This window comes from Collinsella sp. LCP19S3_D5, assembly GCF_052121415.1.
GTDB lineage: Bacteria > Actinomycetota > Coriobacteriia > Coriobacteriales > Coriobacteriaceae > Collinsella.
In genome coordinates, this window is record NZ_JBQKEH010000003.1 from 139415 (window position 1) to 162144 (window position 22730).

The 22730-nt window shown below is 58.1% G+C and carries 18 protein-coding genes; 13 read left to right on the forward strand and 5 right to left on the reverse strand.

Features of this window, described 5'->3' with window-relative positions:
- Positions 1-45 precede the first annotated feature (45 nt).
- The gene (gene vsr / locus ACTQXO_RS02430; protein ID WP_441031274.1) at positions 46-1035 is read right to left on the reverse strand and encodes a DNA mismatch endonuclease Vsr; all 990 of its coding nucleotides are present in this window, start codon (positions 1033-1035) and stop codon (positions 46-48) included.
- A 262-nt stretch (positions 1036-1297) separates the two neighbouring features.
- Between vsr and ACTQXO_RS02435 the strand changes: the two genes are divergently transcribed.
- Both ACTQXO_RS02435 and ACTQXO_RS02440 read left to right on the forward strand, forming a co-directional pair.
- The gene (locus ACTQXO_RS02435; protein ID WP_427719015.1) at positions 1298-2083 is read left to right on the forward strand and encodes an ABC transporter ATP-binding protein; all 786 of its coding nucleotides are present in this window, start codon (positions 1298-1300) and stop codon (positions 2081-2083) included.
- Positions 2073-4280: an ABC transporter permease gene (locus ACTQXO_RS02440; protein WP_441031272.1), complete on the forward strand. Its 2208-nt coding sequence runs from the start codon at positions 2073-2075 to the stop codon at positions 4278-4280. The genes ACTQXO_RS02435 and ACTQXO_RS02440 overlap by 11 nt, the downstream gene beginning before the upstream one ends.
- A gap of 528 nt (positions 4281-4808) precedes the next feature.
- On the opposite strand, the gene ACTQXO_RS02445 is transcribed toward ACTQXO_RS02440, so the two are convergent.
- The 4 genes from ACTQXO_RS02445 to ACTQXO_RS02460 all read right to left on the reverse strand — a co-directional run bounded on the left by ACTQXO_RS02445 (position 4809) and on the right by ACTQXO_RS02460 (position 10813).
- Positions 4809-5840: a 3-deoxy-7-phosphoheptulonate synthase gene (locus ACTQXO_RS02445; RefSeq protein WP_154514938.1), complete on the reverse strand. Its 1032-nt coding sequence runs from the start codon at positions 5838-5840 to the stop codon at positions 4809-4811.
- A 304-nt stretch (positions 5841-6144) separates the two neighbouring features.
- Complete coding sequence (locus ACTQXO_RS02450; RefSeq protein ID WP_441031269.1) at positions 6145-8001, reverse strand: ABC transporter ATP-binding protein; 1857 nt, start codon at positions 7999-8001, stop codon at positions 6145-6147.
- Positions 8001-10367 (reverse strand): ABC transporter ATP-binding protein, encoded by a 2367-nt coding sequence (locus tag ACTQXO_RS02455; protein WP_441031267.1) that lies wholly within the window; start codon positions 10365-10367, stop codon positions 8001-8003. The genes ACTQXO_RS02450 and ACTQXO_RS02455 overlap by 1 nt, the downstream gene beginning before the upstream one ends.
- Entirely contained in the window at positions 10364-10813 is a 450-nt protein-coding gene (locus ACTQXO_RS02460; RefSeq protein WP_154514934.1) for a MarR family winged helix-turn-helix transcriptional regulator, read from the reverse strand. Before ACTQXO_RS02460 ends, ACTQXO_RS02455 begins: the two co-directional genes overlap by 4 nt.
- A gap of 250 nt (positions 10814-11063) precedes the next feature.
- Here ACTQXO_RS02460 and ACTQXO_RS02465 point away from each other — a divergent pair, with 250 nt between their 5' ends.
- The 11 genes from ACTQXO_RS02465 to ACTQXO_RS02515 all read left to right on the forward strand — a co-directional run bounded on the left by ACTQXO_RS02465 (position 11064) and on the right by ACTQXO_RS02515 (position 22366).
- Positions 11064-11813 (forward strand): SDR family NAD(P)-dependent oxidoreductase, encoded by a 750-nt coding sequence (locus ACTQXO_RS02465; RefSeq protein ID WP_427728112.1) that lies wholly within the window; start codon positions 11064-11066, stop codon positions 11811-11813.
- A 110-nt stretch (positions 11814-11923) separates the two neighbouring features.
- Entirely contained in the window at positions 11924-12946 is a 1023-nt protein-coding gene (locus ACTQXO_RS02470) for a 2-keto-3-deoxygluconate permease (RefSeq protein ID WP_427794436.1), read from the forward strand.
- 469 nt (positions 12947-13415) lie between these two features.
- Positions 13416-15467: a formate C-acetyltransferase gene (pflB, locus tag ACTQXO_RS02475; protein ID WP_441031265.1), complete on the forward strand. Its 2052-nt coding sequence runs from the start codon at positions 13416-13418 to the stop codon at positions 15465-15467.
- An 85-nt stretch (positions 15468-15552) separates the two neighbouring features.
- On the forward strand, positions 15553-15804 hold the full coding sequence (gene grcA3 / locus ACTQXO_RS02480) for an autonomous glycyl radical cofactor GrcA3 (protein WP_055252439.1): 252 nt from the start codon (positions 15553-15555) through the stop codon (positions 15802-15804).
- 457 nt (positions 15805-16261) lie between these two features.
- Positions 16262-17116: a DegV family protein gene (locus ACTQXO_RS02485; RefSeq protein ID WP_441031264.1), complete on the forward strand. Its 855-nt coding sequence runs from the start codon at positions 16262-16264 to the stop codon at positions 17114-17116.
- 186 nt (positions 17117-17302) lie between these two features.
- Positions 17303-18121, forward strand: a complete 819-nt coding sequence (gene pflA, locus ACTQXO_RS02490) for a pyruvate formate-lyase-activating protein (RefSeq protein WP_427718181.1) — start codon at positions 17303-17305, stop codon at positions 18119-18121.
- A gap of 227 nt (positions 18122-18348) precedes the next feature.
- The gene (locus ACTQXO_RS02495) at positions 18349-19467 is read left to right on the forward strand and encodes a serine hydrolase (RefSeq protein WP_441545410.1); all 1119 of its coding nucleotides are present in this window, start codon (positions 18349-18351) and stop codon (positions 19465-19467) included.
- A 79-nt stretch (positions 19468-19546) separates the two neighbouring features.
- A complete protein-coding gene (mtnN, locus tag ACTQXO_RS02500; RefSeq protein ID WP_154514922.1) occupies positions 19547-20284 on the forward strand; it encodes a 5'-methylthioadenosine/S-adenosylhomocysteine nucleosidase in 738 nt (245 codons plus the stop codon).
- A 42-nt stretch (positions 20285-20326) separates the two neighbouring features.
- Positions 20327-20917, forward strand: coding sequence for a ribosome biogenesis GTP-binding protein YihA/YsxC (yihA, locus tag ACTQXO_RS02505; RefSeq protein ID WP_055252447.1), 591 nt, complete (start codon positions 20327-20329; stop codon positions 20915-20917).
- Between the two features lie 101 nt (positions 20918-21018).
- Positions 21019-21702, forward strand: a complete 684-nt coding sequence (locus tag ACTQXO_RS02510; RefSeq protein WP_441031257.1) for a DUF3990 domain-containing protein — start codon at positions 21019-21021, stop codon at positions 21700-21702.
- 31 nt (positions 21703-21733) lie between these two features.
- Positions 21734-22366, forward strand: coding sequence for a helix-turn-helix transcriptional regulator (locus tag ACTQXO_RS02515; protein WP_441031255.1), 633 nt, complete (start codon positions 21734-21736; stop codon positions 22364-22366).
- Positions 22367-22730: the final 364 nt, after the last annotated feature.

A 22730-nucleotide genomic window follows, 5' to 3' on the forward strand; every position in this document is an offset into this window, starting at 1 on the left:
GGCGCGGATGTGGCGCGGACGTGCGGAGCGTGTGAATGATCGCTGTTAGCGCTGCGGTGCGGCGGCGCGTACCTGTTCGATGACCTTTTCCATGGTGGCGTCGATGCGGTCTTTCTTGAGCTCACATTCCCAGACGGTGATGGGCATCCAGCCCATTTGGGTAAGCGCGTCGATGGCGGCTCGGTCGCGCTCGACGTTGCGGCGAAACTTTGCCTCCCAAAACTCAACATTGCGCTTAGGCTGGCTCGGATTGCACTTAGGGCAGCGATGCCAAAAGCAGCCGTTGACGAAAATGGCGATCTTGCGCCCGGGAAAGGCGATGTCAGGCTTGCCGGGTACCTTCCATTCCAGACGGTATCCCGTAAGGCCCGCTGCCCGCAGGCGCTGGCGAACGAGCAGCTCAGGTTTGGTGTTGGCGCGCTTGTTGCCCTTCATGGACTTTTTTATAGCGGCGCGACGGCGCACCAGTTCGCGCTCGTCAGCGGAGAGGTCCGAGGTATCGATGCCGTCGAGCAGACCTGGTTTGGGACGCTTTTTGCTGCGGCGCTTAGGTGCGCGCTTGGGCTTGGTGGCGGGTTTGTCGGCCGTGTTGGGCGTGGCGTCATCGGCGGCGCCGTTGGCCTCAAGCCGATCTTCCTTCAACTCAATCAGAGCATCGATAAGCCCCTTGTCGGCGGGCATCCACTCAACGGTGGCAAGCGAGGTGCGCGGAATCCAGCGGATATCGAGCTGGCGGTCGTGCTTCTGGGGCTCATCGGATTCTTTAGCCAGCGAGCAGTAGTAACACTCCATTGAGAGATGAAAATCGGGGTAGTCATACTCAACGGTGTAAAAATCGCGCAGGTTGGTGACTTTTACCTGCAGCTCTTCCATGAGCTCGCGGCGTACGGCGTCCTCGGGCGTCTCGCCGCGCATGAGCTTGCCACCGGGGAACTCCCAAAGTCCCTGCATGTCGCCGTAGCCGCGCTGCACGGCAAGCAGCTCGTCAGATCCTTCCTTGCGAATGATCCCAGCGGCAACATGAACAGTCTTCAACAGGAGTCCTCTTTCAGCATCAACACGTGGCAGGGTAGCTCATTTGGGTAGTCTTTTTGGGACGGGGCTTTTTTAGCTACCCTATCCGTAGCCTTCGAAGCATGAGGTCGCATTTGACATAGGGCAGCTAAAAAAGCCCCGTCCCAAAAAGACTACCCCTACCTTACGCAACGGTAAGGCAAGCGTAAGCGATATCGATGGTAGCCGACTCGGCTTCTTGCGACTATAGATGCCGTAGACTAATCGCAAGAAAGGACTCGGTATGCAAACCACGCACATGGCGACCCCGGTACTGGAAGTCGTGCATCTCGAAAAGGTATACGGAGCGCTGGGCAACGTGACCCGCGCGCTCAACGACGTCAGCTTTACTGTCAACCGCGGCGAATTCGTTGGCATCATGGGCGCTTCGGGCTCGGGCAAGTCGACGTTGCTCAACTGCGTGTCGACCATCGATAGTGCCACAAGTGGCACGATCCGCATCAACGGCCAGGACGTGACGCGCATGAAGCAGGCTAAGCTTTCGCAGTTCCGCCGCGAGGAGCTTGGCTTTATCTTTCAGGACTCCAACCTGCTCGATACGCTCACGGCACGCGAGAACATCGCCCTGCCGCTCACCATCGCCCGCACAAACTCGGCAGAGATCTCGACCCGCGTGCAGGATGTGGCAGCGCGTCTGTCCATCAGTCAGGTGCTCGACAAGTATCCCTACCAGATGTCCGGCGGTCAGCAGCAGCGCGTTGCCGCGGCTCGCGCGCTCGTCACCGACCCCACCATGATCATGGCCGACGAGCCCACCGGCGCTCTCGATTCCAAGAGCGCTCGCCTGCTGCTCGAGAGCCTGGAGGCCCTTAACCGCCGCCTGCGCGCCACCGTGCTCATGGTCACGCACGACAGCTTTGCCGCCAGCTACACGAGCCGTGTGCTGTTTATTCGCGACGGCAAGATCTTCACCGAGCTGCGCCGCGGAGACACCGACCGCCGCGAGTTCTTCGACCGCATTATGGAGGTCGTTGCCATGATGGGCGGTGAGGGCTCCGATGCTCTGTAAACTCGCTTGGGGCAACGTCCGCCGCGCCGGCCGCGACTACCTCGTCTACCTTTTGACGCTCACCCTGGGCGTCACGGTCTTCTATGCCTTTAACACCATCTCGATGCAGGTCGACATCGCCGGAATCGATGAAGAGGGCTTGGCGCAGGTTATGGGCAGCATGCTCGGCTACCTGACGTACTTTTTGGCCGGTGTCATGGCCTTTTTGATGGTGTATGCCAATAACTTCATCATGAAACGCCGCAAGAAGGAGTTTGGCCTGTACCAGGTGCTCGGTATGGGGCGCGGGCGCGTCGCCACGATCATGGCGCTCGAGACCGTGATAGTATCGGTTGTGGCCTTTGTCGCCGGCATTGTGCTGGGTGTGGGACTCTCCCAGCTCATGACGTTCTTTACGGCCTCGCTCTTTAAGACACAGATCGCCAATTTCCACTTCTTTTTCTCGGTGCATGCGTTCAACCTGACCCTTGCCTGCATGCTCGTAATGTTTGTGCTCACGCTACTGCTGAACCTTCGCGCCGTGCGTCGTACCAAACTCATCGAGCTTATGGGTGCCGAGCGTCGCAACGAGAGCATCAAGACACGCAACCCCTGGATCGCGATTGCCATCTTTGCCGTGGGCGTGGTGCTTGTGGGCGTGGCCTATTACCGTCTGCTACGTGATGGGTTCCCGCTAACCGCGACGGACAGCAAGCTGCAAGAGGCCATGAACCAGTTTGGCATTACGACCGCTATGGTTACCGTGGGCACCTTTGCCCTGTTCTGGGGACTCTCGGGCATGCTTATCAAGCTGCTGCAGAGCCTGCGCGGCGTGTATTGGCGCGGCCTCAACATGTTTATCGTGCGCCAGCTTGCGGCCAAGGTCAACACGGTGTGCTTTTCGATGGGCGTCATCGCGATGATTCTGTTCCTTGCCATTACTTCTGTGACTTGCGGCATGTCGATTGCCAGCGTGATGAACGAGAATCTGGAGCGCTATACGCCGGCCGATATGTCGCAGACGTATGTCTATTACACGCCCGATACGCTCGACTACTACAAAGAGTATGTCAATCCGTCTGAGGCCGATCGCATGGTGCTGGCCGATACAACGGTCGATTTGTACTCCGCATGGCACGGCGATCGTAAGGGCAAGTCGGCGGACAACAACGACGAGACCGGCAAGAAGGTCTATATCGCCGATGTTGCCGGTGAGCATGTGCAGATCGATTCGTATCTGAGTTACCCGCTTGGCGGTTCGAGTCCTTCGGTGTCTGCGGGTGAGATGTGCAAGACCATGGGCGAAAAGCTTCCCAAGGCGTTCGGGGGTAGCAAGGCCGATGCGATGGGTCTGTTTGTGACGCCGGCGAGCCAGTACAACAAACTGTGCCAGATGATGGGCGAGGAGCCGGTGAGCATTGGCCGCGACCAGTACTTGCTTACGTGTGATATGGGCGGTGAGCTGGTCGACCTGTACACCAAGTATATGGCTGGCGGCCATGCCCTTACCTTGGGCGGGCATACGCTCAAGCCCGCAACCGATAAGTCGGACGAGGACACGGCGGCCATCGCCAACTCGGCGATGGGCAGTAATCCGGGTACCGTCGTCGTTGCCGACGAGCTGTTGTCCCAACTTAATCTGCAGCCGTATTCCAGTAGCCTGCTCGTTAACTACAAACAGGGGATGGATACGACCGAGGCAGACGAGAGCATTGAATACACTGTGCTCGACAATCTGCTCGTTGACGGCAAGGAGCCGGGATCGTGGGGAATCTTCATCACACGCTCCGAGATGTACACGCAAGCAGCGCAAATGAACGGTCTTATTAGCTACCTAGCCATCTACATCGGCTTTGTATTGGTTGTTGCATGCGCGGCGATTCTGTCGATCCAGCAACTCTCCAACGTGGCCGACGGCAGCCGCAGCTATCGTGTGCTGGCACAGATCGGCTGCGACGACCGCCAGATTCGCCATTCGGTGATGGCGCAGCAAGCGGTATTCTTCCTGTTCCCGCAGGCAGTGGGCCTGGCGCACTCCTTTGTGGCACTTAAGGTGATCATCGAGCTGGTGAGCATATTCGGAAATATGAGCATCGGCGGCACCGTGGGCCTCACTTGCGCGATCTTCCTGGCAGCGTACGGTGGCTACTTCCTGGTGACGTACCTCATGAGCACCGGAATGGTGCGAGCTGCCATAGCCACCCGCTACAGCGAATAACAAGCGGGCAAAATCGTCGCAAAATCAGAGGCGTATGACCGCCGCGAAGGGACAAGGGGCCCTTTCGCGGCGGTTTTTTACAACCTGGTGCGTCTCAGATACAAGTGAGTAGACTTTTTTGAACCTGCCGAGCACATCGCGACAAATGCTCAATAAAACCGCAGGTCAGAGCTGTGGCGTTTTGGGGCGTGCTTGGCCTCCTGCAAAAAGCCTACTCACTTGGTTTTTCTGCTAGAAGACCGCCGCGAGGGAAGGCAACTCCCCCGGGTAGTCGTTGGGGACGTTCTTAAACGACTAGTCAAACAAGAGCGTCCCCAACGACTACCCCAAAAGGAGCGTCCCCAAGTGCCAGCTTTGGCAACGACGCTGGTAGAAAAACGTCAGCGAAAACCCGTACACGCGAGCAAGGTGCCTTGAAGCGAGGCGGCATTGACCTTTTGGTCATGCCGTCGAAGCTGAAAGGCAGATTGCTCGCGTGTACGGGTTTGTAGCGTCGGCCGGTTACGGCGTTTGGTAAAACGCCGTAACCTACACCCGCTCTGCGATCTCGTGGATGAGGTAGTCGGTCTTTTCCCAGCCCAGGCACGGGTCGGTGATGGACTTGCCAAAGACGCCGCCGTCGACAGACTGGTTGCCGTCCTCCAGGTAGGATTCGATCATAAAGCCCTTGACCAGCTTGGAGATGGACTCGTTGCGGCGGCAGCTGTCGAGCACCTCCTTGCAGATGCGGTGCTGCTCCAGCGGGCGCTTGCCCGAGTTGTCGTGGTTGCAGTCGATGATCGCCGCCGGGTTGGCGTAGCCGGCATGCTCGGTATAGCGCTCAGCCAGACGCTCCAGATGCTCGTAGTGGTAATTGGGGTAGGTACGACCGTCGAGACCAATGTAGCCACGCATGACGGCGTGCGCGAGCGGATTGCCGTCGCACTCGACCTCCCAGTTGCGGAAGATGAAGCTTTGATGTGCCTGGGCGGCGTAGATGGAGTTGAGCATAACGGTGGTGGAACCGGCGGTGGGGTTCTTCATGCCCACAGGCACCGAAATGCCGCTCGACACCAGACGATGCTCCTGGTTCTCGACCGAGCGCGCGCCCACGGCGACGTAGCTCAGCAGGTCGACGAGGTACTGGTAGTTGGACGGGTAGAGCATCTCATCGGCGGTAAAGAAACCGGTCTCCTCGATGACGCGCAGGTGCATATGGCGGATGGCCTTGACGCCCTCGAGCAGGTCGTCGGGAGCCTCGGGGTCGGGGTTGTGCAGCAGGCCCTTGTAGCCAGTACCCTTGGTGCGCGGCTTGTTGGTATAGACGCGCGGAATGATGATGAGTTTGTCCTTGACCTCTTCGGCGACCTTGGCCAGTCGGCTCATGTACTCAAGCACCGAGTCCTCGCGGTCGGCAGAGCACGGGCCGATGATGAGCACCTTGCGCGCGTCCTCGCCGGTAAAGACCTTGGCGACCTCGGCGTCGAATGCCTGTTTTTTGGCGGTAAGATCGGCGGAAAGCGGCATTTCCTCGCGGATTTCCATGGGGATCGGCAACCTGCGCTTGAATTCCATGGCCATACGGGGCCTCCTCAATCAAATAAGACAAAGTGTGCATTGTCGAATGCTCGGCATTATCCGCTGTCGCACGCTAAAGTGCAAGCCCTCGTCACCCCAAAACCTGCCAAAAAGGGACAGGTTTATTTTGGCAGGTTTTATCTGGGCAAACGTTGGCTGGCCCTGGAATGGAATGATGCCACGCGGCTTGGAAGAGGCCGTCGATTTGGTCCCAGGGGAGGCGGTTTGAGGGTCGCAGAACAAAAAACGGGGCACAGGTTGTCCTGCGCCCCCGTTTTCGGGTGTTATCCGTTCCCTGCGGCAGAATTTACGCCGCTTCGTCGAACTGCGAGTTGTACAGGTCGGCGTAGAAGCCGCCTTGGGCGAGCAGCTCGTCGTGCGTGCCCTTCTCGACGATGTCGCCGTCGCGAATTACCAAGATCACGTCGGCGTTGCGGATCGTGGACAGGCGGTGTGCGATAACAAAGCTGGTGCGGCCCTGCATCAGCGCATCCGTGGCGCGCTGAATAAGCTCCTCGGTGCGGGTATCGACGTTGGATGTCGCCTCGTCCAAAATCAGCGCCGGGCGGTCGGCCAAAATGGCGCGGGCAATGGTCACGAGCTGGCGTTGGCCCTGCGAAAGGTTGGTGCCTTCCTCGTTGATCATAAAGTTGTAACCGCCGGCGAGCGTATGGATAAAGTGGTCGCAGCGTGCAGCGCGTGCAGCGGCCTCGACCTCGGCATCGCTTGCATCGGGGCGTCCGTAACGGATGTTCTCGCGGATGGTGCCGTTAAACAGCCACGTATCCTGCAACACCATGGCAAACTCGCCGCGCAGTGCCGCGCGGTCCCAATCGCGTACGTCGACGCCATCGACGCGCAGCGAGCCGCCGTCCACGTCGTAGAAGCGCTGAAGCAGCTTAATGAGCGTGGTCTTGCCCGCGCCGGTGGGACCGACGATGGCGATGGTCTGGCCGGGCTGTGCCTCGCAGCTAAAGTTGTGGATGATGGTCTTGTCGGGCGTGTAGCCAAACTTGACGTGGTCAAACTCCACATGGCCAGGGCGCTTTTCGGGAATCTGCGCGTCGGCCTTCTGCTCCTCCTCGGGCGCGGCCAGGAACTCAAAGACGCGCTCGGTGGCAGCGGCCATAGACTGCATCGTGTTGCTCACGTTGCCCAGCTGCTGCACGGGTTGCGTAAAGTTGCGAACGTACTGGATAAAGCTCTGGATGTCGCCGGGCGTGGCATTGCCGGTCAGCGCGAGCTGTGCGCCCACCACGACGACGCCCACGTAGCCCATGTTGCCCACCAAGCTCATAAGCGGCATCATCAGGCCCGACAGGAACTGCGAGCGCCAGCCACTAATAAAGAGGCGGTCGTTTTGACGGTCAAACTCTTCGATTGAGGCCTCGGCGCGGTCGAACACCTGAATGACGTTCTGGCCGGCAAAGTCCTCCTCGATAATGCCGTTGACGGTGCCCAGGACCTGCTGCTGCTCGCGGAAGTACGGCTGCGAGAAATGAATCATCACGGTCAGGATAATCGCGGCGGCCGGCAGTGTGAGCACGGTGACGCCGGTAAGCGGCAGGCTGATCGACAGCATCATGACGAGCACGCCGACAATCTGCGTCACCGACGTGATGAGCTGCGTCACGCTCTGGTTGAGCGACTGACCCAGCGTATCGACGTCGTTGGTGATGCGGCTGAGCACATCGCCCTTGCTGTGTCCGTTAAAGTAGCTCATCGGCACGACGGCAATCTTGGCGGCGATCTCCTTGCGCATGCGGTAGCAAATCTTTTGCGTGACGCCGGTCATGAGCCAGCCCTGGATGAGGCTGCAAACAGAGCTTGCCAGATACAGGCAGAGCAAAAAGCCGAGCGTCTTGGCGATCCAGGCAAAGTCGACATCGCCGGTACCGTTGACCTTGGCGACCAGGCCTTCGAACAGCTTGGTCGTAACCTGGCCGAGCACCTTGGGTCCCACAATGTTAAAGACGACCGAGCACACGGCAAAGGCGACGGCGGCAAGCACGGCAACCTTGTGTTGACCGATATAGCCGAGCAACTGCCGCATGGCGCCCTTAAAGTCCTTGGCCTTCTCGCCGCGGCCCATGCCACCCATGCGGCCCATGGGACCGCGCTGGCGGGTGGGCTTGGGAATCTGAGTCTTGGTCTCGTCTGCCATTAGTGCTCGCCTCCCTCCATAACGGCTGCAATTTCTTCTTGAGTGAGCCCCAGCTCCTCGGCGGAAAGCTGCGACTGTGCGATCTCCAGGTACGCCGGGCAGCTGTGCAGCAGCTCCTCGTGCGTACCAGTGCCCACCACGTGGCCGTCGTCGAGCACGATGATCTGGTCGGCGTGCATGATGGTCGCGATGCGCTGGGCTACGACAACGAGCGCGGCGTCGGTAACGTTTTTGGCAAGCTCTTCGCGCAGGCGCGCGTCGGTCTTGTAGTCGAGGGCGCTAAACGAGTCATCGAACACCAGGACCTCGGGCTTTTTTGCCAACGCGCGGGCGATGGCCAGACGCTGGCGCTGACCGCCCGAGACATTGGAGCCGCCCTGGCTGATGGGGGAGTCGTAGCCGCCCTCGCGCTCGGCGATAAAGTCCTCGGCTTGGGCGATGCGCGCGGCCTCGTGCATGTTCTCGTCGCTTACCATGTCGCCGGCAAACTTAAGGTTGCTCTCCACGGTGCCCGAGAACAGACGCCCCTGCTGCGGGATGTAACCAATGCGGCGGCGAAGCTCGGAAAGGGTCATATCGCGCACGTCGATACCGTCGAGCGAAATGCTGCCGCCCGTGACGTCGTATAAGCGCGGAATCAGCTGTACGAGCGTGGACTTGCCCGAGCCCGTGGAACCAATGATGCCGAGCATCTGACCGGCATGCGTGGTGAAGTTCACGCCGCTAATGACGTCGGCGCGGGCATCGGGATACTGGAAGCTCACGTCGCGGAAGGTGAGCTCACCGCGCGGTGCGCTGGCCGCGGGCAGTTTGGGCGAGGCGGGGTCGTTGATGCTCGTGGGGCAGGTGATGACCTCTTCCACGCGCTCGGCTGCGACCTCGGCGCGGGGCAGGATGACCGAAACCATGGTGAGGATCATAAACGCCATGACGATCTGCATGGTGTAGGAGATAAACGCCATCATGTTGCCGACCTGCATCACGCCATCGGACACGCCCTGCGCGCCAAACCAGACGATAAGCACGGTGATGCAGTTCATGACGAGCATCATGAGCGGCATCATAAAGCTCATGGCACGATTGGTGTAGAGCTGCGTGGTCATTAGGTCGAGCGAAGCCTTGTCAAAACGCTCGAGCTCATGCTCCTCGCGGTTGAACGAGCGGATGGGCATAAGGCCGTCGAGCAGCTCGCGGGCGGTGAGGTTCACGCGGTCCACAAAGCTCTGCATCTTTTTGAACTTGGGCATGGTGAGGCCCATAAGCACGCCGACGACGGCCGAGACCGCGATGATGGCCACAGCGATGGTCCATTCCAGGCCGGTGTGGTTGGCCAGGACGCGCATGACAGCGACGATGCCCATGACGGGGGCCATCAGGCACATGCGGATAAACAGGGTTGAGGCCATCTGAATCTGCTGAATGTCGTTGGTGCAGCGGGTGATGAGCGAGGCCTGGCTAAACTTGCCCACCTCGGCCGGCGAGAAGTGCATAACCTTGTTGAAGGTCTCGCGGCGCAGGTCGCGTGCGATGGAACAGGCGGTGCGCGAGGCCACGGCGCCGGTCAGGATGGTGGCGATGAGCGAGATCAGGCACAGACCAAACATCGTGGTTGCCATGCGGCCCAGATAGGCGTTCTGCACGTCGGCGGGGTCGATGCCCTGCGCCTTGTACTCGTTTTGTACATAGCTCACGGCGCGTTGGGTCACGATGGAACCCGACATGGAGCCCATTTTGTCCGCCATATCGTTGGCACCCTCGACGAGCTTGCCCTGGTCGATTAGGCCGCCTTCAACGCCTAGGCGCAGGCTCTTCATGGTGATCTTACCGCCGTCGGTATCAATCTGCTTTTGCATGTTCTGCGCCGCCGCGGCCTTCTGCTGCATCTCGGCGAGCTGCTCGGGCGTCATTGCCGCCATCTGCTCGGGGGTGGGCATGGCCTGGGCGGCGTTGTTGTTATTCTCGCTGGACGAACCCATCATGTCATCCATGGAGTTGGCGTCAATGCCCTGGTTGAACGAAAGGACGACGGTCTCGGGCAGGCTCACGATGTCGGCAATCTTGCCGCCGTCGGCGCGCTCTTCCTCGGTGCCCTTGTACGTTCGAATGCCGTTATTATCCGCCTTGCTAAACACGGCCTCCACAGCTTTGGCGTCCTTATCGCTCATAAAGAGTTCGAGGTCGTCGAGCGATTCGGTGCGAATGGTGTCAGGTACGGGCGAGGCGATACCGCCTTGCTGCACGCCCACGTCGACGATGTCGCTCATATACGTAGGCAGCGCCAGATCGGCGTTGCAGCTGATTACGATAAGTACGATAGCTGCGAACAGTGCCAGGACATGCTTTTTAAAGAGCTTGAGAATCCTCACTCGGCATCTCTCCTTTCTTGATTGCGGTCGATAATTTCGTTGGCACGCCTAAGAAGGCGCACCATCTCTTGGGTATCTGTTTCGCCGAGCTGCTCGAGGAAGGCCGCGGTGCGGTCCTCGAATTCCCGATGCTTGATTTCGAGATCATGGAATCCCTTGTCGGTCACCGTGACGTGTACGCGACGACGGTCGGTCTTTGAGTGCTCGCGCTCGACCCAGCCTTTGGCTTCGAGAGCGCGCAGGATATTGGCGATGCGGGCGCTCGAGACCCAGGCACGATCGGCGAGTTCGCTTGGCGTGAGCGAACCGCCAGCGAGCATGAGGGCGCGCATGACGGCCATCTCACCACTGAGGGCTTTGTCCGCAAAGCGCGAAATGCGCTGATGCATACTGCCGAACTCGGTAAGGAGCTGACGCCCAAGTTCACGGAAATCGGTATCTTTCACCGAAAACCCCTAACACTAGAAACTATTTTTGGTAGAAGATGATACCCCCATATGCGGGCCTCATGCAGTGGGCAATATTAAGAACGCATAAAGACTTAAAATAATTCAATTGCTGAAGCGTTTCAAAGAACTATCATGCCCGCGGTTAGGCGAGGGGTTGTCACCACCATGACGACTGGGACTCATTTATCGCCATGTGCGATGCTCCAACTTCCCGCAAGGAGACATCTGAATCAAGGGGGTTGGAGTCATGGCATTTGACTTCACGGGTAAAACCGCGATCGTTACCGGTGGCACTCAGGGCATTGGCCTCGAGATTGCCAAGGGTATCGTTGCGGGCGGCGGACACGTCGCGCTCATCGCAAGGAACGCTGCTAAGGGCGAGGCGGCTGTGGCCGAGCTTGGCGAGGGCAACAAGTTCTATCAGCTCGATGTCGCCGATGCGCCCAAGGCGCGCGAGACCGTCGAGCAGATTTTTACGGACCTGCCGCAAACCAACATCCTGATCAACTGCGCCGGTGTCATCAGCACCAAGAAGTTTGACGAGATCGACGACACCGAGTGGCGTCGCACCATCGACATCAACCTCAACGGCACCTTTACCATGATGAATGCCGTGTACCCGCACTTTAAGGCGGCACATGCCGGCACTATCGTCAACGTGAGCTCCGTTGCTGGCAAGATCGGCGGCGGCCTGCTCGGCACCGCGGCCTACGCGAGCTCCAAGGCCGGTGTCAACGGCCTTACCAAGGCGGTCGCCAAGGAGGGCGGTAAGTTCGGCATCCGCTGCAACGCTGTGTGCCCGTCGCTCACGCTTACCGACATGACGTCGATCCTTTCTGACGAGAACTCTCAGCGCATCATCAACGGTATTCCTCTGGGCCGCGCCGCCCAGGCCAGCGAGCCTGCGCAGATGGTGCTGTTCTTCGCTTCCGACCTCGCCAGCTTCGTGAACGGCGAGATCGGTGACTGCGACGGCGGCATCGTCCTGGACGGGTAATACCCCGCGGTAATCGTTTGGCGGCGACCCTGGCGAATCGGGGTTGTCGCCTTCTTTCTGACATAGGCGCGTGCGGCTACGATTCGCATGCATCCAAAGGAGATATATATATGAGTGAATCGACTGCGGTGGAGGCGCCGGCTGCAAAGGAGCCGTTCTTTAAGATGTCGTCCATCCCGGGCGCCAATATTTTGGTGCCGCTTTTGCTGGGCTGCTTGCTCAACACGCTATTCCCCGACCTGTTCAAAACGCTCGGCAGCTTTACGCTTGGCATGACCCAGCAGGGTGCAAGCCCACTCGTGGGCGCTTTTTTGCTCATCGTCGGTACGACGATTTCGTTTAAAAGTGCGCCTGCCGCCGCTGCACGCGGCGCCATCATCATCGCTGTCAAGCAGATCGTGGTCGTTGCCGTGTCGCTGCTCATCCTTTATGTATTCAACGACAACCTGTTTGGCATCTCTGCCATGGTGATGCTGGCGGCTTGCACCGGCGCCAACAACGCTATGTACGCTGGTCTGATGGGCACCATGGGCAACGAGGCCGAACGTGGCGCCGTCGCCATCACCACACTCGTTGTCGGCCCTCCGGTCACAATGATCGTGCTCGGCGCTGCTGGCCAGGCTCCGATCGGCTGGTCGCTCGTGGGCGCCATCCTGCCGATCGTCGTCGGCATTATTCTGGGTAACCTCTTCCCGAGCTTTAAGAAGATGATGGCTCCGGCACTTTCCGCCATCATCGTGCTCGTCTTCTTTGCCATGGGCTCGACCATGACCTTTGGCCAGCTCATCAACGGCGGTCTTCCCGGCATCCTGCTCGGCGTGATCTGCTCGGTGGTCTTTGCAATTCCCGTCATCGCGGTCGATAAGTTCACGGGCGGTACGGGTGTCGCAGGTGCGGCCATTTCGAGCTGCGCCGGAGCCAATGTGGCCACGCCTGCCGCCATGGCGAGTGTCAACGAGGCCATGTACGGTGGCGCCGTGCTCGCGACGGCTACGGCGCAGGTTGCAGCGTGCGCCATCGTGACGGCCATTTTGACCCCGCTGGTCACCAGCTGGTGCTACAAGCATTTTGAGGGCCAGGGTCACGGCGACAGCAAAAAGGCCGCGGCCGACAAGGTCGCCGCAGCCGCTTAATGCCAAGCGGCAATCAAAGCTAAATAACTAGCCACGCCACAGGGCGGCCCCGGGGGAAATCCCGTGGCCGCCCTGCAGTTTCTGTGGGTCTCTGGGGCACTTTACCCTGCTAAAGCTGGCATAACAGCTAGAGTGAACGTCGTACAAAGGCAAGGAAAAATACCAAACAAATCGGTGAACGGTAGTTGTTCGCGCTCGCATTTCCTGCGGATTTGTTAAAAACGCCCTAATGGTATAAAAAAAGAAACATATAACAGCCCTGATGAAGGGGGTGGCTATGTTATCCTTCTCAAACGGGTGAAATCTTGGGTTTTGGGTTGCAGTTCCAAGGTGGACAAACGTTTTTCCCTGTGCTAACGCGCGATGGAAGGCGAATGAAGCCGGTCATGCAACCCGAACATTCAAGAATTCAATAAGCAGCGGTGTGAGAGAGCGCCGCATTATACGTAACTAGGAGCGTGGTTACACAATGCAGGAGGCATGGGAAGGCTTCAAGGAAGGCATCTGGACGGGAGAGGTTGACGTCCGAGACTTCATCCAGAAGAACTACACCCCCTACGAGGGCGACGAATCGTTCCTCGCCGGTCCGACCGAGCGTACCAAGGAGCTGTGGGGCGAGGTTCTCGACCTGCTGCTCAAGGAGCGCGAGCAGGGCGGCGTCCTCGATATGGACACCAAGACTGTCACGGGTATCGTGAGCCACCCCGCTGGCTACATCGATAACGCCCACCGCGAGAAGGAGACCATCGTCGGTCTTCAGACTGACAAGCCGCTCAAGCGCGCTCTGCACGTCAACGGTGGTATCCGCATCGCTTGCCAGGCTGCCAGCCAGCACGGCTACAAGATCGACGAGAACGTCGTCGAGCGCTACACCTTCGAGCGCAAGACCCACAACGCCGGCGTCTTCGATGTCTACACCCCCGAGATGCGTGCTTGCCGCTCGGCTCACATTATCACCGGTCTGCCCGATGGCTATGGCCGCGGCCGCATCATCGGCGACTACCGTCGTGTCGCCCTGTACGGCGTCGACTACCTGATCAAGGATAAGGAGGCCCAGAAGGCTTCCACCCCGACGGTCATGACCGCCGACAACATCCGCGATCGCGAGGAGCTGCAGGAGCAGATCCGCGCCCTCGGCGAGCTCAAGATGATGGCCGAGACCTATGGTTTCGATATTTCCAAACCTGCTACCAACACGCAGGAGGCCATCCAGTGGATGTACTTCGCCTACCTCGCTGCCGTCAAGGAGCAGAACGGCGCCGCTATGTCCATCGGCCGTACCTCTACGTTCATCGACATCTACGCTGAGCGCGACCTTGCCAACGGTACCTTTACCGAGGAGCAGATCCAGGAGTTCGTGGATCACTTCATCATGAAGCTCCGCATGGTCAAGTTTGCCCGTACCCCCGAGTACCAGGCCCTGTTTACCGGCGATCCGCAGTGGGTCACCGAGTCCATCGGCGGCATGGGTGTTGACGGCCGTACGCTCGTTACCAAGATGAGCTTCCGCTACCTGCACACGCTCGAGAACATGGGCACCAGCCCCGAGCCCAACATGACCGTTCTGTGGTCGACCCGTCTTCCCGAGAACTTCAAGAAGTTCTGCGCCAAGACTTCTGTCGCCAGCTCCTCGGTCCAGTACGAGAACGACGACCTCATGCGCGTTTACCATGGCGACGACTACGGCATCGCCTGCTGCGTGTCCTCCATGCGCATTGGCAAGGAGATGCAGTTCTTCGGCGCTCGTGCCAACCTGGCCAAGTGCCTGCTGTACGCACTCAACGGCGGTGTTGACGAGGTCTCCAAGAAGCAGGTCGGCCCCAAGTATCGCGCCGTCGAGGGCGACACGCTCGATTACGATGACGTTATGGCCAAGTACAACGACATGATGAAGTGGCTCGCTGGCGTGTACGTCAACTCGCTGAACATCATTCACTACATGCACGACAAGTATTGCTACGAGCGCATCCAGATGGCTCTGCACGACAAGCACGTGCACCGCTGGTTCGCTACGGGCATCGCTGGCCTTTCCGTCGTGGCTGACTCCCTGTCCGCTATCAAGTACGCCAAGGTCCACCCCGTCCGTGACGAGAACGGCATCATCGTCGACTTCGAGACCGAGGGCGAGTTCCCCAAGTACGGTAACGACGACGACCGCGTCGACCAGATCGCTCACGACGTTGTGCACCAGTTCATGGAGTACATCCGCATGAACGACACCTACCGCAACTCCGTGCCCACGACCTCGGTTCTGACCATTACCTCCAACGTCGTGTACGGTAAGAAGACCGGCTCCACGCCCGACGGCCGCAAGGCTGGCCAGCCGTTCGCCCCGGGTGCTAACCCCATGCACAAGCGCGATAGCCACGGCGCCATCGCTTCGCTGTCTTCGGTTTCCAAGCTCCCGTTCCGCGATGCCCAGGACGGCATCTCCAACACCTTCTCCATCATCCCGGGCGCGCTCGGCAAGGAGGACCAAGTGTTCTTTGGTGATATCGACCTTGATCAGCTGGGCGAGTAACTATTGTTAGTGCTATACTAACAATAACGATTACTGATTAGTGCGCCGGTTTCGGCCGGCGCCTATCGATTGAAGGAGACACATTATGAAGGTTTCTGAAGTTTCCGAGACTCAGGCCGACAACCTGGTCCACATGCTCGACGCTTACGCCGAGAAGGGTGGCCACCACCTGAACATCAACGTCTTCAACCGTGAGACGCTGCTCGACGCTCAGGCTCACCCCGAGAAGTACCCGCAGTTGACCATTCGCGTTTCCGGCTATGCCGTGAACTTCCACACGCTCACCAAGGAGCAGCAGGACGAGGTCATTTCGCGTACCTTCCACAACAAGTTCTAAAGGGACTCAACTCCCACCGGAGACCCGGTAAGGCCTACGCACTTTAGGGAACCACGCTAAATTAAATTGGTGTCCTCGGACATGCAAGAAGCCCTCGCTGCGCACTTCGTGCGGCGAGGGCTTCTTGCGTCCTGCGGATTGTTTTGGGAGGTAGCCCAAACAGCCCCGGCGGGGGTCCTGTGTAGTCACCCTTTAGGCGGAACTCTCCTAATGGGTTGAGCGTTCTGGATACTTACTTGCTACCGTTTATCGCGTATAGCTACCGTTTGCGGAGTAAGTAACACTTAGTAATAAAGCGTGTAAAATCTCAGTTAAGAACGGAGTTTTCCAGGGAGACGCTGTCCTTTGTTTTGTGCAAGGGACGGCGTCTCTTTGGCGCTTGGAGGCCGTTCTGTAGCAGGGCGGCGGACGTGCGTCACATATTAAAAAGTCAACGTCGAGATGGGTCGTGATAAGAATGGGCAAGTACGTAATCGTGGTTGAATCTGGTTCGGATGTGACGCCAGGGCTCTGCGAACGCTACGGCATCGTGCGTGTGCCCATGCATGTCACGATTGGTGACGAGACCGTCGAGGACGGCTCGATCGATCCGCTCGAGATCTATTCGCGCTGCAACGAGTTTGGCGTGATGCCCAAGACCAGCGGCTGCGCGCCGGCAGATTTCTCTCGCGTGTACGACCGCATTCACGCCGAGCAGCCCGACGCGACCATTTTGCATCTTGCGTATTCCGAGGCCACGACCTGTTCGCATCAGTCCTCGAAGATCGCGGCAGAGGGGCGCGACTACGTGTTCTCCATGGACACGCGTTTTGTCTCGGTGGGCCAGTCGCTTGTTGTCGTCGAGACCGCCAAATACATCGAGGCTCATCCCGATGCCACCGTCGACGAGATCTTCGCCTTCGCGAGCTCCGTTATGGACCGCGTGTTGCTGGGCTTTGTTCCTACCGACCTTGCCTTCCTTAAGGCGGGCGGTCGCTTGTCCAACGTCGCGTTCCTAGGCGCCCATCTGCTCAAGATTAAGCCCTGCATTGAGGTAACGGGCGGCAAGTTCGTGGCGACCAAGAAGTTCCGCGGCTCTATGCTCAAGTGCGCCCGCGCCTTTATTGACCACATGGTTGCGAAGGGCGAAATTGACTACTCGTACATTGGCCTGGCGTATTCGGTAGGCCTTTCCAAGGAGCTGCGCGACGACATGGAAGTCTATGCGCACGACCTGGGCTTTAAGGACGTTACCTGGACTCAGGTCGGCGGCGTCATCTCGAGCCATTGCGGCCCGACCGCCTTCGGCGCGGTGCTCACGCTCAAGGCGTAACGCCTGGCGTCTATCGATTTCTATTGCCTTGGCGGCGGGCGGGTTGCGACAACCTTCCCGCCGCTTTTGCATGGGGCCAAATAGGACAATCCAATTGACCGCTAAACCGTTTCGCCATCAAGCATATAGGCTAGAATGACTCTGGCATTTATGTAGCTAAAACCAATGAGAGGCAAGGTAGCGGGAATGGCTGAGATGAAGCTCGAGGGTATGGACGCTCGTCCTGAGGACTCCGCGTTTGCCCTGGGCCGCGTGCATTCGATCGAGACGATGGGAACGGTCGATGGACCCGGCATCCGCTTTGTGGTGTTTGTTCAGGGCTGCCCCATGCGCTGTGCGTATTGCCACAACCCCGATACCTGGTCGGTTAACGGCGGCACCATGGTGACCGTCGAGCACCTGATAGACGAGTTCCAGAGCAACCATGAGTTTTACCGCAGCGGTGGTATTACGGTATCCGGCGGCGAGCCGCTCCTGCAGCCTGAGTTCTTGGCCGACCTGTTCCGCGCAATGCACAACAACCCCGATGGTCGCGTACATACCTGCTTGGATAGTTGCGGCTATGCGTTCGACCCCGCGCATCCCGAGAAGTTCGATGCCGTACTCAACGAGACCGATATGGTGCTGCTCGACATTAAACACGCCGATCCCGTCGAGCATAAAAAGCTGACCGGTTGCGATCCTGCGCGCATCCTGGCGTTTGGCGATGAGCTGGCGCGTCGCAGGATCAAGGTCGTTATCCGTCACGTGGTAGTACCGGGCATTACCGACACGGCAGAGGAGTGCGAGGCACTCGGTCGTCTGATTGCCCCGTGGCATAACGTGGTGGGCCTGGAAATGCTGCCGTATCACACGATGGGCGTCGTCAAGTATGAGCAGCTGGGGATTCCCTATAAGCTCGAGGGCGTTCCGCAGATGGATACCGCGCGCATGCCCGAGCTGCGCAACGCCGTCATGACGGGCATGAAAAAACGCCGCGCGGAACTCAAAAACGCCATCGGCTAGGGGTAGCTCATTTGGGGCCGGTAGGGTGGAGAAGTAGCTAAAAGAGCCCCGTCCTAAAAAGACTGCTCTCTGGGTTGCGGTGAGATGCGCAACAGAATCGTGCCATTTGGATAAATACGCTTGTGGTTTCTTTAAAGACACCTTAAACGCTTCTGAATATCTTTGGAAAGAAATGCCTGCTCGGTATTATGCTGCTCGTATATGAACGTGAGCAATCAGGAGACCACGTGCGAAACAACGCATCGCGGGACGAGCATGTGCCGCAGCATAGCAGCAGATATGAGACGAAGGGCACGTCTTCGCGTGGCCTTGCCGACGCTCGCATCCGCGTGACGAAGATTGCCGCCATTGGGATGCTAACGTTGGCGGTTATTATCCTCGGAATTACCGCTAAAACCTACGCGTCGGAGCGAATGGCACACTCAGATGCGTCAACGGTACAGACGCAAAACAAAAAGGTCTCTAAATCTAAAGCCACCGCAAGTCAAACCCTGTCGACAGCGAGCCTCAAGACGAGGCTTTCGAAGGCGGACTTTAACGATATTCCCTCAGGCGATACCGTGCAGACCTTCTCACTGGTTGATGACCAGATCCCCGCCCTGGAGGATGAGAGCCTCGCCGCGCTCCAAGATACCCTTGATCAGGCCCAGGAATTGGGCGACGTGGGTGTGGTGTTTTACGATCTGTCGAGCGGCAAGGGCGTGACGTATAACGCGGACGCCGAGGTGTACGGTGCGAGCAGCTACAAGGCGCTCTATGTACTCTACGTCTGCGAGTTACTGGTCGAGACAGGGCAAGTATCGCTCGATGATACTCTGGGCACCTATGGCGGCTACAGTATGGGCTGGCTGACGGTTCGCGACCTGATCGAGACCTCGGTCGTCAACTCGGATAACGACTCGTTTATCGCGTTGCGTGCAACGTTTGATCAAGATGGCTACGAGGATTGGATTGCCGCACTCGGCGTCGAAGACGAGGTCGCGCTCGATCCAATGAGCGATTTCCCAACCTACTGCCCGCGCACCTCGGCCAAGTTGTGGCGCGAGATGAGCGAGTATTTGAGCCGCGAGAGCGAGACGTCGCAATGGCTGTCGGGCCTTCTGGCCTCTACGACCCGGTCCTTTATCCGTGACGGCATTGCGGACGACCATGCCATGGTGCGTAACAAGGCCGGTTGGATCAGCGAGGCAGGTTGCAATGCGACGTGCGATGCTGGCCTCATCGATGTCGATGGCGACACCTACATTATGAGCATCATGTCATCGATGCCGTGGAGTGACCGTTCGAGTGAGGCCGTGGCCGCCATCGCCAAGGCGCTCTACGATACCCGCGCTGCGCTGGCCTAACGGCTTCGTATTGCGCGGTTGAGTCAAAATGCTGGTACCATACCGTGGATAAACAGTTTTCACAGGTTTGGGGGATGGTATGCCTACCATCGCAATCATCGGTGCACTCGAAAAAGAGGTTGCGCAGATTAAAGAAGAACTGAACGGCGCCCGTGTGTCGCAAGAGGCGGGCTTGAGCGTTGTAAGCGGCGAGCTCAACGGTCTGTCAGTGGTCGCCACGACCGCTGGCATGGGAACCGTAAACGCCGCTGGTGCAACACAGCATCTCATCAGCAGATATGCTCCGCAGGCCGTTGTGTTTTCGGGCATTGCGGGCGGCTTAAACTCCAAACTCCATATCAATGACGTGGTTATTGGCAAGTGCCTGCGCTATCTGGATACCGACACGGCGCTCATCGCCGAGTCGGCGCCGGAGCTTGAGGAGTTTGCCTCGACACCGGCTCTGGTTGACATCGCCACCACCGTGCTTGCCGAACATGGGTTTATCGATGCTTACGCTTCTGATTCCGCTGCGGAGAAGGACCCTAAACAGTTCCTGGTTGGCACTATCGCTACAGGCGACCGCTTTGTAACGGGCGACGCCATGCGCACCGCCGCCATCGAGGCGACGCATGCCGATTGCGTTGAGATGGAAGGTGCTGCGATTGCCCATATTGCAGCCAAGAACGGTGTCGATTGTCTGGTGCTGCGTGCTATCAGCGATAATTGTGACGAGGCATATGACGCGTTTTGCGAGCGAGAGTTCGATTTGGACGAGTACGCCCGCACCGCGAGCGGCATTACACTCGATATCGTCCGCTGCATCGCCGCTGCGTGATCGTGCAGCCCTATTGTAAGAACCTGCGACCAAGGAGTATCCATGGCCGATTCCATTAACTACCAGCTTGCCAAGTTCGTCGCCAGCTACGGCAAGGTTTCGCAGATCCCCGAGTCCACCTGTCCCGAGGTGAGCTTTGTGGGCCGCTCCAATGTGGGCAAGTCGTCCATCATGAACAAGCTCTTTGGCCGCAAGAACCTGGTCAAGGTTTCGAGCACGCCGGGCAAGACGAGCAATATCAATTTCTTCGAGGCCGACGACGTGCACTTTGTGGACCTGCCGGGCTACGGTTTCGCCCGTCGTTCCAAGGCCGAGCGCGACCGCTGGGCCGAGCTCATCGGCGACTTCTTCGACTCCGAGCGCAGCTTTAACCTGGTTGTGTCGCTGGTGGACATTCGCCATGACCCCAGCAAGCTCGACCATGACATGATCGACTACCTGCAGGGCAACGAGTTCAACTTTATCGTCTGCCTCACCAAGGCCGACAAACTCAGCCGCACCCAGCAGGCACGCCAAGCGGCAGCCATCAAAAAGCAACTCAACGTCCCGGCCGAAAACGTAATCATCACAAGCTCCCAGACCGGCACCGGCATCGACGAGCTCAAGCGCCGCATTGCCGAGGCCTGCCTCTAGTAGGGGCTCTTGGCAGACAATAGTATTCATCCATCTATATCACCCCAGTGATAGTTGTTGGTACACTATCACTGGGGTGATATTTTTGTTCGGAGGTCGATATGGAGCTTTGGCACGGGTCGGAGGTTGTTATCGAACGTCCGTCGTTGGATAAATGCAGACAATTCAATGACTATGGGCGCGGGTTTTATTGCACGCCACATGAGGAAATGGCGATGGAATGGGCATGCCGGACCGAGTCCGATGGCGTTGCCAATCGATATGAGCTTGATTTAGATGGCCTTTCGGTCTTGGATTTGGAGTCTGGGGAGTTTTCAATCCTCAATTGGCTTGCAATTCTGGCGAATAACAGGGAGTTCAATGTTTCGACGCCATTGGCGCGTGAAGGGCTTCGCTATCTACTTGATAACTGCTTAATTGATACATCTCCTTATGACGTTATTCGAGGTTATCGTGCTGACGACTCCTATTTTTCGTTTGCAAGACAGTTTGTCAGCGGCATGATATCGCTCAGACAGCTGCAACGTATCATGTGCTTGGGTGATTTGGGTATCCAATATGCCCTTATGAGCGAGCGTGCATTTTCGATGATTAGATTCTGCGATTGGAAGCGGGCTTCGGGGTCTGAGTTTTATCCCAAGCGTTTTGAGCGAGAGCAGAATGCTCGACGCAAATACTTGGATACGGTCAATGGGTTCGATTCCGAAGGTATCGACATTAGAGATTTAATGGCAGGGAGGGTTGATTTAAATGATCCAAGAGTTAACAGATCGTGGGCCGAGTAGGACATATCCCGTCTACTACCTCGAGGACGCAATGAACAACCTCGGCGACTGCTTCGACTATGCCGTCAATGACTATGGAGCAGAAGGATCTGAAGTTGCTGAACTCTTTTGCCTGAGCGGGGTTGCTCGCGAGTTTGAACGCGGCAACGCATGGGTAGTGTCGGGGAAATCGGGTGTTGAGCTGTTCGCGCTTATCGCTGAAAGGTCGGGCTATCAAAACAGGCCTATACCGGACTGCACCTATCGATTTGAGAAGACGCCGGAATATTGGTCGGGCTGGATGCTGGCATACCTGCAGTGGCGCCTAGGAGAGTCTTTCGAAGATTTGCTGCATGTCGTTCCATTTGATGTGCTGCGCAGTCTGTATTACCCCTGGCACGAAGCCTCGGAGGAACGAGTGGTTCGCCTCGTCTGCGATATGGCGAAAAAAGCGTCCAGGCAAACCAAACTTGCGTTAGCAAGAAAGAAGCTTAAGAAAACCCAACAAGACCTAGCATACGAATCGGGTGTGTCACTCCGCTCAATCCAAATGTACGAGCAGCGCCAGAGAAACATCAATGAAGCTTCGGTAACAAGCGTAAGAGCCATAGCAAAAGCCCTCCACTGCAACATCGAAGACCTCCTAGAACCAGTCTTCGAATACAAGGAACCCAGTGCGGCGTAAACCAAGCACACAGTCGAAGCCTGTTGTTGGTAAGTGCTCCAGCCTAGCAAGAGCCCCTATCAATAAAGGGCCATAATTTCAGCCCGACGCCCCTTCAAAGCGTGGGTCCCTATAGACATCGCTAGCCACGTTGCCATAGGGCCACCCGGGGGCATCCCCTTAAAAACATTCCGCAGCACGAGGCCCGCTTATCCGCAGCTCCGAAGGAGCGCAATATTAAATCAGCGAATGCGATTATCCTGTCGAGGTCGCGTAGGTCTCCTTGGGGCTTCCCCTGAAAACAATCCGCAGATCGAAATGCCCCCTCCCCCCCCCCCCCCCACCGGGGCAATAAATATAGCCGCAGGTTTAACGGGGAGCCCCC

Excerpts from the sequence above, each read along its gene's own strand:
- ACTQXO_RS02435 (WP_427719015.1), top strand. The coding sequence starts at position 1,298 with ATGCAAACCACGCACATGGCGACCCCGGTACTGGAAGTCGTGCATCTC.
- ACTQXO_RS02515 (WP_441031255.1), top strand. The coding sequence starts at position 21,734 with ATGAACAACCTCGGCGACTGCTTCGACTATGCCGTCAATGACTATGGA.
- pflA (WP_427718181.1), top strand. The coding sequence starts at position 17,303 with ATGGCTGAGATGAAGCTCGAGGGTATGGACGCTCGTCCTGAGGACTCC.
- ACTQXO_RS02485 (WP_441031264.1), top strand. The coding sequence starts at position 16,262 with ATGGGCAAGTACGTAATCGTGGTTGAATCTGGTTCGGATGTGACGCCA.
- yihA (WP_055252447.1), top strand. The coding sequence starts at position 20,327 with ATGGCCGATTCCATTAACTACCAGCTTGCCAAGTTCGTCGCCAGCTAC.
- ACTQXO_RS02465 (WP_427728112.1), top strand. The coding sequence starts at position 11,064 with ATGGCATTTGACTTCACGGGTAAAACCGCGATCGTTACCGGTGGCACT.
- ACTQXO_RS02445 (WP_154514938.1), bottom strand. The coding sequence starts at position 5,840 with ATGGCCATGGAATTCAAGCGCAGGTTGCCGATCCCCATGGAAATCCGC.
- mtnN (WP_154514922.1), top strand. The coding sequence starts at position 19,547 with ATGCCTACCATCGCAATCATCGGTGCACTCGAAAAAGAGGTTGCGCAG.
- ACTQXO_RS02470 (WP_427794436.1), top strand. The coding sequence starts at position 11,924 with ATGAGTGAATCGACTGCGGTGGAGGCGCCGGCTGCAAAGGAGCCGTTC.
- pflB (WP_441031265.1), top strand. The coding sequence starts at position 13,416 with ATGCAGGAGGCATGGGAAGGCTTCAAGGAAGGCATCTGGACGGGAGAG.
- ACTQXO_RS02450 (WP_441031269.1), bottom strand. The coding sequence starts at position 8,001 with ATGGCAGACGAGACCAAGACTCAGATTCCCAAGCCCACCCGCCAGCGC.
- ACTQXO_RS02510 (WP_441031257.1), top strand. The coding sequence starts at position 21,019 with ATGGAGCTTTGGCACGGGTCGGAGGTTGTTATCGAACGTCCGTCGTTG.
- ACTQXO_RS02440 (WP_441031272.1), top strand. The coding sequence starts at position 2,073 with ATGCTCTGTAAACTCGCTTGGGGCAACGTCCGCCGCGCCGGCCGCGAC.
- grcA3 (WP_055252439.1), top strand. The coding sequence starts at position 15,553 with ATGAAGGTTTCTGAAGTTTCCGAGACTCAGGCCGACAACCTGGTCCAC.